The sequence below is a fragment of the Bacillus sp. EE-W1 genome, assembly GCF_009760835.1.
In the GTDB taxonomy this organism is placed as follows: domain Bacteria; phylum Bacillota; class Bacilli; order Bacillales; family Bacillaceae_G; genus Bacillus_A; species Bacillus_A wiedmannii.
The window spans coordinates 55,837-64,936 of sequence record NZ_WIPE01000067.1 but is presented as its reverse complement, the minus strand read 5'-3'; the positions used below and the strand labels follow the sequence as shown (position 1 = coordinate 64,936).

Annotated in this window: 5 protein-coding genes and 1 pseudogene; 3 read left to right on the top strand and 3 right to left on the bottom strand. The window is 33.4% G+C overall.

Translation table 11 applies throughout. The features are described 5' to 3' along the window. Together GFJ36_RS29705 and GFJ36_RS16515 are read left to right on the top strand one after the other, a co-directional pair. Positions 1-1,159 (top strand): M56 family metallopeptidase (locus GFJ36_RS29705; protein ID WP_275940653.1); only part of this gene is annotated, 1,159 nt, incomplete at its 5' end. Between the two features lie 17 nt (positions 1,160-1,176). Then, on the top strand, positions 1,177-2,661 hold the full coding sequence (locus GFJ36_RS16515) for a WD40/YVTN/BNR-like repeat-containing protein (RefSeq protein WP_097890930.1): 1,485 nt from the start codon (positions 1,177-1,179) through the stop codon (positions 2,659-2,661). Positions 2,662-3,110: 449 nt separating this feature from the next. Here GFJ36_RS16515 and GFJ36_RS16510 read toward each other — a convergent pair whose 3' ends face one another. The 3 genes from GFJ36_RS16510 to GFJ36_RS16500 form a co-directional block, all read right to left on the bottom strand. After that, positions 3,111-5,078, bottom strand: a complete 1,968-nt coding sequence (locus GFJ36_RS16510; protein WP_097890932.1) for an ABC transporter permease — start codon at positions 5,076-5,078, stop codon at positions 3,111-3,113. A 1-nt stretch (position 5,079) separates the two neighbouring features. Next, positions 5,080-5,826: an ABC transporter ATP-binding protein gene (locus GFJ36_RS16505; RefSeq protein WP_097890934.1), complete on the bottom strand. Its 747-nt coding sequence runs from the start codon at positions 5,824-5,826 to the stop codon at positions 5,080-5,082. Positions 5,827-6,203: 377 nt separating this feature from the next. After that, positions 6,204-8,234: a serine hydrolase domain-containing protein gene (locus tag GFJ36_RS16500; protein WP_098082619.1), complete on the bottom strand. Its 2,031-nt coding sequence runs from the start codon at positions 8,232-8,234 to the stop codon at positions 6,204-6,206. Positions 8,235-8,791: 557 nt separating this feature from the next. Here GFJ36_RS16500 and GFJ36_RS29700 point away from each other — a divergent pair. Further along, positions 8,792-9,100: pseudogene (locus GFJ36_RS29700) on the top strand (serine hydrolase domain-containing protein); the annotation flags it as partial.

The window sequence follows — 9,100 nt, the reverse complement described above, 5'->3', positions numbered from 1 at the left end:
GTATGCCTACTCATGTATGCGGGAAGATCAGGAACTGGCGTGCGATGCGCTTGCTCTTACATTTATAGATTCAGAGGAAAACCTTGCATATGGTCATACCATTATTACCCTTTTAGAGTACTACTCGAGTTATTATCAAGTACCAAGCCTAGCGAATTTAAGTAGAAATAAAAGAACATTAAAAAGGAGAATTCATATGATTAAAAAGTTCAGCAAGAACTCTTATCGTTGGTCTGCAATTGGAATTGTTGCTATTATTGCTGTTTCATCTCTTTCCTTACTAAATGCACGTGCGGATGGAATAAATGCAAACCAAAAAGAGAAAACAATAGGAAAGGCTACAATAAAAGAAGTAAAGGAACAATCTGGTGCCCCTCTTCAAAACGCTGTAGAAAAAACACTAGGTACGCCAGAAAATGCAAAGAAAGATTGGGGAATGTCAAAAGAGTCCTATAAAATTGCTACGGATTATCTGTATTTGGCTGAAAAATATTTGACAAAAGAGGAATTTGAACAGTATATACAATTTTATAAGGAGAAACTTTCTATTCAGAAAAAGGCGATGGTTTCAAAAGAGGTACCTGAGAATTTTGAAGGGGATGTAAAATGGTTTAAGGAAGAACTGTTGAGTCAAGAAGATAACAAAAAATTAAATGATCTCTATAATCAATCACAATCATTGGGAGACAAAATTGACAGCCATTTAAGATACACCTTAGAAGAGGCACAAAAGGTTGTTGATTTTCAAATTAACAAACCAACTTATACAGTTGAGGGCTACTCACTAAAGAGTGAATTAGCTGGATCATTCCTTACAAGAAAGCCAGAAATACTTATTGAATCAGAATATGTAAAGGGAAAATATAGTTATACAATTTATCAGTCGCCACTTTTAGAACAGAAAAAAGATCCGTTTAATCGTAATGGCAATGACAATATAGAAACTTATGAATTAGAAGGAAATCAGGTATTCTATGGTACTGTCACCTCAGATAAAAACATACAAAGTATGAAAATGATTGTTCCCGCAAAAGGAAAGAATAGTGCATATCAGATAGTCATTACAAATCCGGGTACCGGCTATCAATCGGAAACAGTGCCTGATAGGAATGTAAACAAAGCGGAACTGGAAAACATAATGCTTTCAATGCTGAAATAATACAGGGGTGTTTAGGAGTGGTTTCTATATTTAGAGAAAATACAAAAAGGATACTTCTGTCATTAGTAACAAATCCAATACTAATAATTGTATACGGGATTTTTTGTTATGAGTTAGCCTTATACTGTAAGTACGGAAGAATGAATTATAATATTTATATTTTGTTATTATGTATAGTACTTTTTATATCCATGACTATATTTACTACAATCCGGGTGATAAAAAATAGAGAATATGAATCTAAAAAATTACCTAATTCAATAGCATGGAGATTTATTTCTATTATCATTATTGTAGCAATTACATCATTTTATGGGATGCAGATTTATAAAAGTGCAATAAATTTCAATGGCAAATTGGCATGGTTTATAGAAAAGTTAAAACATGAAAGGTCAGTTAAACTTAAACATAATAATATATATAAATCTGGAGTAGAAGGTATCTTTGAAGATATAAATAAAAAATATCCTTTGCCAAAGAAATTGTATATGGCAACTGATTTTGATCTTACATTTCATTCAGATGGAACAATCACAGCGTTTGATACATTTGTTTATGGGAAAAATGTTGATGGGAAAGAAGAAACTTATTTAATCTCTTATAATGAGAAGAAATCAGAAAATATTACTATAATACGAGACGGGTATGCAAAGTCTGATTATAATGATGATAAATTAGTAGAACCTTTAATTAAAACGGTTAAGGCAATTCCAGTTAAGCAAACGGTTAGAAAGTGGAATGAAAGTAAGTATGGGTTGATTTATTATGGAAAAAGAAATTGGGGATCCAATACAGAGGGAATTATTAATATTACTGAGGATGGTAAGGGGCAGAGTCTTAACGAAGCAGCTTCTGATATCATTGGATATACTGTATCTATATTTGTCCCCGGAAAAGAAAAAGAGCTAGTCCCTGCTAGATATAATTTAATAAGTGACGCAAGTTGGAGTAAATCAAAGACGCCTCCAAATGAAGATAGGCTTAAAGAGAAGAAACAACAAGATTTAAAGAATGAAAAAGAACAGTTTTTCCTATCAAAAGAAGTTGGTTATAAACTAAATATGACAGATAAAGCATTAGGTAGCGCTTTTTATTCATTAAGCAAGACTAGTGATGAAGGGAAAACATGGGAGGTTATCAATCCAGACCCATTTAATAGGGGGATTGGTAGTATATCAGGAATCACATTTATAAATGATAAACTTGGATTTTTAGGAGCAGTTAGACCTTCTGGTAATGAGGGAGAGTTATATCGTACAGATGATGGAGGGGTATCTTTCAAAAAGGTAGAATATCCGCCGTATGAAGTGAAATTAGATCATACACAGTCCACAATAAGTCCTTTCGATTCTCCTGGTATGCCATATGAGAGAGAGGGGGTTTTTAATATGTTAGTTGGACAAGGGGCAGATGGAGACTACAATGGCGATAGTAGTGCACTTTATCAATCAAAAGATAACGGAGAGACATGGGAATTTGTAGAAGAAGTGAAAAAGAAATAGTCAGAATGTTTTTTTGAAAAATAAGGTAACTACTCAGCTATACATTTCATTTATAAGTTTGGTAAGAAGTATAAACTGTTTTTCTTTCGCTTTTTTCATTAATCATATCTGTAACTTTTGAATAAAGTTTGATCATTTCAATGACACTTGTTCACTGTTTACGAAAACAGTAATCCTTTGATTATTTCATACTTGGGGTACCGCCCCATCGCCTTCAAGCTAAGATTTTACATTATCCATAAAGCAAAAAATACGTTATCCCTTCCTGTGATTCTGCAGAAAGAATAGCGTATTTTTTCATTTTAGTAGGAATTTTGTTTTCTTAGCTTGATAGAGATGTGGTGCTACTCCATTGGTAAAACAAAGGATTTTATTAGCTCACTAAAAAAGTGACTTCAAGTAAGAGGTATATATACGGAATGCCATCAGTATTTCTCTTATTTTTCACTTTAATTTATGGAATGAAGTATTTGACGCAAATAACTTCTTCTAATAATAAGGTAGTAAATTATTTGTACACTAATAAAGCTCGTGAATATGAGAATAGAATTTCCTGCAACAGGTAAGTCTATGTGCCTGCTCTGCGCTAAAAACCTTATTGCCAAGAAGGCCACGCTACTATGAAGAACAGAAATCACAATAGGTATAAAAAATAATATACTAATTTGTTGGGTTACAATTTTTTTTATCTCTCTTTTAGTTAACCCTAATTTAGAAAGCATTTGAAATTGGCTTTTATCTCGATCTAAATCTGTAAATAAACGGAAGTATAAGAAACTAATTGTAAATATAAAAAATACAACACCTACTAGTACACTGAGAATAGATAGTATCGCATTCACTTGTTTACCTTCTAACCATTTTAATACCGGGGAATCAAATATAAAAGGTGGGCGTCCGCTTCTATAATCATTTGGAATTATCTTTGTAAGTTTTTTAGCCATATCTGCTGTTTCATACATGTTTTTAATTAAAAAACGATAGTCTATATACTGATCGACCTTTGCTTCTCCTAACTGTGTATTTAGCATTGTTTCGTACATTGAATCCGAAACAACGACAGAAAAATTATCAGATGGGCTGATAATATTATCCATTAATATTTTATTATCAGAAAAATTATAATTCATAGTACCGTGTTCCAGTGTAAGGGATGAAGACAGTTTCTTTAATTTCTCTTGAGGAGCTACTCTCAGATACATTTTTGATGGCAGGATTAGACTGTCTGTTTCCTTATTTAACGTTTCTGCTGGGTATCCTAGTGTTTTGGCAGTTGCGTTGTAATCAGTCAGTTTCATAATTGGTGTTGCGTGACTTGTTGTATTAAAACCAGTAGAAGTTACTAATTTATATGAGAATCCATCATTATGTAATTGTTTCTCTATTTGAGAAATATGAAATGCCTCCTCCTTGTTGTGTTTATATGATTTATATTCAAATGCATAAGGACTGTTAACTTCCGCTAATGCGCCATTTCCAATAGAAAGGCAAGCACCAATAGAGGTAAAGGCAACTGCGGAAAGTATACTTACTAGAAAGAGTGTTCGTGCGTTATCTGTCATTCGATATGTTAACTCTGAAAGCATTAACATATTGGTTTTTTTAAAGAAAGTGTATTGACGATTTTTCAATATTGTAATGACATAAAAGCTGAGCTGAGTAAATAAAAAGTATGTTCCTAATACAGTTAAGAAAACACATAGTAATAGAACATATATCTCAATTCCTTTTTTTAATGCTATATCCAAATAAAACGCTAAGGCATATCCAATGCAAATACAAAGAATTGAGAAGAAAGCTAGCCATTTAGATGACTTTGGTTCCGCTTTTGGTTTTTCTTCAGATTTCATGAGTTCAATTAGCTGTGATACCTTCATTACTCGTACAGTGAAAAAAGAGACAAGTATAAATAAAATAAAAAACATAAGAGATGTCACTAAAATTGCATTAGTAGGAAAATGAAATGGAAGCCCACCTTTTAACAGGAAAAGGGAACCACTTATCAGTAAGATTAATTTTCCAAAAACTAATCCAAGTCCAATCCCAACAATAATTGCAGAACATCCAATTAACATATTTTCCATGAAAATTAGCTTTTTTAATTGTGCGTTAGACATGCCATGGAGTAATAAAATCCCAAATTCCTTTTTCCTTGTTTTTAAAAACATAGTAATAGAATAGAGAATGAAAAAGAAGGAGAAAAATATAATTAGATATTGAGCAATTTTAAATCCTTTTGTACTTAAAGAACTCATGGTCTCACTGGTCGATACAAGATTTCCAGTGAAATTAGGATGAAATGCAAGCAATTCAAAAGTAAATAGAATCATCACGGCAAATGTACTACTCAAAAAATGTCCAAGGTATAATCGTTTATTACGAGTGACATTATTATATACAAGTTGACGAAAATTCATGTTATTTACCTCCTAGTAAAGATAGTACATCTGTAATATCTTTGTGAAATTTTGAACGATTGTCATCGCAATAAATTTCATTATAAAAAGATCCATCTGTAATGAAGATTACTCGATCACAGTAACTCGCAGCTACGGGATCATGTGTCACTAGCATCATAGTTACTTGTTGATCTTGATTTAATTTCTTTAGGAGTTCCATCACATCATTTGCCGCTTTTGAATCTAAATTTCCTGTTGGTTCATCTGCTAATATTAATTGAGGAGAATGAATAAGGGCACGAGCAATGGCGGTTCGTTGAGCTTGTCCTCCTGAAATTTCATAGGTTCTTTTATTTAAAATCTGTTCAATCCCTAGTTTTTTGGAAATGACTTCTACTTTGTTGTTCATTTCATTCAAACTTATATTATCTAATGTAAGTGGTAAAACAATATTCTCTTTTACAGTTAGAGTATTCATAAGGTTAAAGGATTGAAAGACAAACCCTAGTTCACGGCGTCTAAATAATGCTAAATCATTAGAAGATAAACAATGGGGATTTTTTTCGTTAATAAATACTTCTCCTGATGTTGGTGCATCAATAGTAGAAATCATATTCAGTAAAGTTGATTTGCCACTTCCTGATGCTCCCATAATTCCTACAAATTCTCCTTTTTGTATTGTCAAATCAATATTGGAAAGAGCTTTATAAGATACTTTTCCTGTATTATAAATTTTACTTAAGTTACGGACTGTTAATATACTCATAGTTGTTATCTCCTATTCTTTTATTGGCTATATATAATTTAATCTAAAGTATTATAGTCCTCATATTGAATTGTCTTACATTTACCTTACAAGCATGTAAGATTTCTATCTTTTAAGAGAATTGTTTTAGAAGAGGTTGAAGATCTAACTCACCATATTTACAGTGTATAACGTCTATTAAATTAAAGGAAGGAACCTATCATATTTCCTAATAGGTTCCTTTTTTAATACAAAAATTTCAAATATATAGAGTTATGCTTCGAATCGTTTGTATTTTTATAAAAATCTTATAAAGTTAAATTTCTTGTTTTATTTTAGCTTAATATTGATAAGGTACTAGCATCCTATTTTTTTATTATTTAAATTAGAATAAATATCTACTGTCGTTTAATAGGTAATGAATAATAGCCAAAAGCTAAATCCAGCAAGGAACTTGCTTCTTGACGCAGTAACACATCTTTCGGACGGAACATAAAAGATCCGTCAGCATTGATGGAAGTATCAGGGTCTAGAATTCCTTGGGAGGCAAGTGCTTGAATAGATTGGACTGCCCAATCATCTGCTGCATCAAGTAATTTAACTTTACTAGATTTATCATTTTGAATCATTTTCAAGTCTTGAATTTGCTTTACGTTTTGAATCATGGTTGCTGCGACCTGTCGTGTAATCGGGGTAGCACGATTATACTCTGGAATTCCATTCATCATTTTTTCCCTTGCCTCCTTGGATTCGTCTGGAAAACCGTTCCATCCGTGAGCAAGTAACAGCATATCCGCAAATTCTCCTTGTGTCATGGTGTCCATCGGATTAAATAGATTATCTGTTTTAGCACCTATAATGTTTAGAGCATGAAGGTTATCAATGTGACTTCTATATTTACTCTTTGCTGGCACGTCATCAAACGGTGATTTGTTGTTAATTTTCTGAGCATCTGCTACAAAATCAAGGCTTTTAGGAGAGGTGTAGTGAAAATATGTGATTTCTCCTGCTGAATTCTTTTTGAAAGCGACTTTATTGCCTTCTGAATCCTCAAATAACAATGGATGAATCATTTTGAGAACTTGTTTTCCCGTTGTTCCACCCTCCATGATCAAATTCCCATTTTCATAAGTAAAATGAGTGCGAATGGCAGCGAAACGCGTGTTCTGGAATAAACCCAAGTATTTATGAGCCTCTTTTTCCTCTAACGGGAGATAACTTGTTTTTACTTCATTCTTCTTAGCGGGGAAATAGTGATCCATGAGAGCTTCATATATGTCTATACTCATCATTGAATCATTATTGTAAGACATGAAGAATGCTGTTTTTTGTTCAGGCACTAAAATCAGCAGTGATTGATGCCCAGGCATACTTCCACCTTTCATTACAACATGTTGACCGTTAGCAAATTTATTAAAAGGCGTTTCAAATCCAATTGTCGCAACAGGGACTGTCTTATCATCAAAAACTTGATAGGCATGCATCATATCTATGCCTTTTTTACTTACAATTTCTTTGTCTTTAAACGTTCCTTTCTGTAGTTGCATAATCATGTATTTTGACATGTCTTCCGCAGTAGATAAAATGCCTCCTTGCGGTGTATCCCTTAAACCGCTCCCACTTGTTGGAATCGGATCACCTGTGGGACCATAATGTGTAGCCATTCTTTTGAGAAGGTCAGGCGTAAAGCTCATACTCGTAGATTCCATATCTAATGGTTTGAAAATATTTTTTTCCATATATTTTGAGAAAGGGGTGTTAGTAGCATTTTCTACTGCAAACCCTGCGAGCGCAAATGAGACGTTGTCATACGTATAAGCTTCCCCTGGTGGCCGTATCACCGTTGGCATATGCTTAGAGAAAAATTCTTTCATTGGTATACTATTATGTACGTATTCGGGTCCAGTTATATTTGTGAGATCCGGAAAATCTACCCCGCTAGTATAAGTAAGCATATCAAACAGGGTGAGAGGTTTCTCTGTTTGATTAGGAATTTGTAATCCACCAAGGTATTTTTGTACATCTTGATCTAGTTTAAGCTTTCCTTTATCGACTTGCTGCATCACAGCCAAAGCAGTAAAGGTTTTTGAGACTGAAGCGATTTGAAAGACCGTGTCCTTAGTGACAGGGATTTTCTTTTCTTTATTGGCATATCCATATCCTTTATTGACAACGACCTTTCCATCATGAACGACGACAAAACTAGAACCGTTCACATTATACTTCTTCATTTTTTCTTCAAATAACGGGTCTGCAAAAGATTCTATTTCTTTTTTATTATTAGGTCCTTCCATCATTTGAATATTAGTTGAGGATGCTAATGGTTTTGATTTTTCAGCTTCTAATAATTGTTGGGAACACGCAGAAATCATTGTTGAAGAAGAAAGAAGAACTGCAACGATCCCCAGTTTGTTAATTGCTTGTTTCATTTTTATAAGCTCCTTTAATTGATTTGTTTTTTTTGTTAGCGAAACGAGTTAGCACCCGTTAGCGTATGAACAGAGTGTAGCAAGAGGCCAGTCATAGTAGGTAGTGAGTTTTTGTCATATTTATAAAGGAGAACAAAATTGAGTGGATAAGGCTGTATTAATAGTTATGTCATAAAAGTCATGACATTTTGACACTACCGTGTGTGACAGAAAAACATTTAGAATCAAGGAGCAGTTTTTAACGCATTAACAATAAATGGGGAGGGGAGATCTACATTGTGTATGTTAAAAAATATAATGAGGCGTGAAAGGGGAAATAGGCATGATTTATTTATGAAAAACAAATCAGTAATAAGAGTGGTTCTTCTAGGGTTAACATACATGCGGAAAAAGAGGGATTTATCGTTTGTTAGAATACAATTGCATTTGTGAAAAAATAATTAGCAAGATAATTACAAATGTAATATTGAACTTTTAATAGAGGTGATAGCTGTGTGCTTAGTATGAAACAGCTAATAACCATCTACACAATATGAATAGAGGAGAGGGAGAATCTTATGAAAACAAGTAGGCAAATTACGAGTGCAAGTCTATCACTTTTAATAGCTGGAAGTTCCCTGTTATACATAACACCAACATCAATTGTAAAAGCAGAACCTACGCAAAATGTATCTAGTTCGCTACAAACAAGTAATCAAAGCGATCGTAATTCTGTTAAGAAAGCAATGCGGGATGCACTCCAACTTGGATACCCTGGAATACTCGCTCAAATTTCTAAGGGTGGTAAAAATTGGATCTATGCCGCCGGGATAGCGGATCTGAGAACCAAGAAAACAATGAAGACAGATTTTCGCTTTCGCATTGGT